Source organism: Ligilactobacillus animalis KCTC 3501 = DSM 20602 (assembly GCF_001434535.1).
GTDB lineage: Bacteria > Bacillota > Bacilli > Lactobacillales > Lactobacillaceae > Ligilactobacillus > Ligilactobacillus animalis.
This window is the reverse complement of record NZ_AYYW01000042.1, coordinates 1-298: the sequence shown is the minus strand read 5'-3', so window position 1 is coordinate 298 and position 298 is coordinate 1. Positions and strand designations below refer to the sequence as shown.

Here is a 298-nt window from a genome sequence, read left to right as displayed (position 1 = left end):
CTGTGACCCTCTGCTTGTAAGGCAGACGCTCTCCCAACTGAGCTAATCCTCCATAAGTGACCCGTACGGGATTTGAACCCATGTTACCGCCGTGAAAGGGCGGTGTCTTAACCACTTGACCAACGGGCCATAATTTTAAAACGGAGAGTAAGGGATTCGAACCCTTGAAACAGGTTAGTACCCGTTTACATGATTTCCAATCATGCTCCTTCGGCCAACTCGGACAACTCTCCATTAAAATTAACTCCGGCAGGCGGACTCGAACCGTCGACAGCCTGATTAACAGTCAGGTGCTCTA

2 tRNA genes are annotated in these 298 nt (G+C 49.7%); both read right to left on the bottom strand.

Annotated features, from left to right (window positions below):
- Positions 1-57: 57 nt before the first annotated feature.
- Positions 58-129, bottom strand: a tRNA-Glu gene (locus FC30_RS07330).
- 12 nt (positions 130-141) lie between these two features.
- Positions 142-233 (bottom strand) — tRNA-Ser (locus FC30_RS07325).
- Positions 234-298 lie beyond the last annotated feature (65 nt).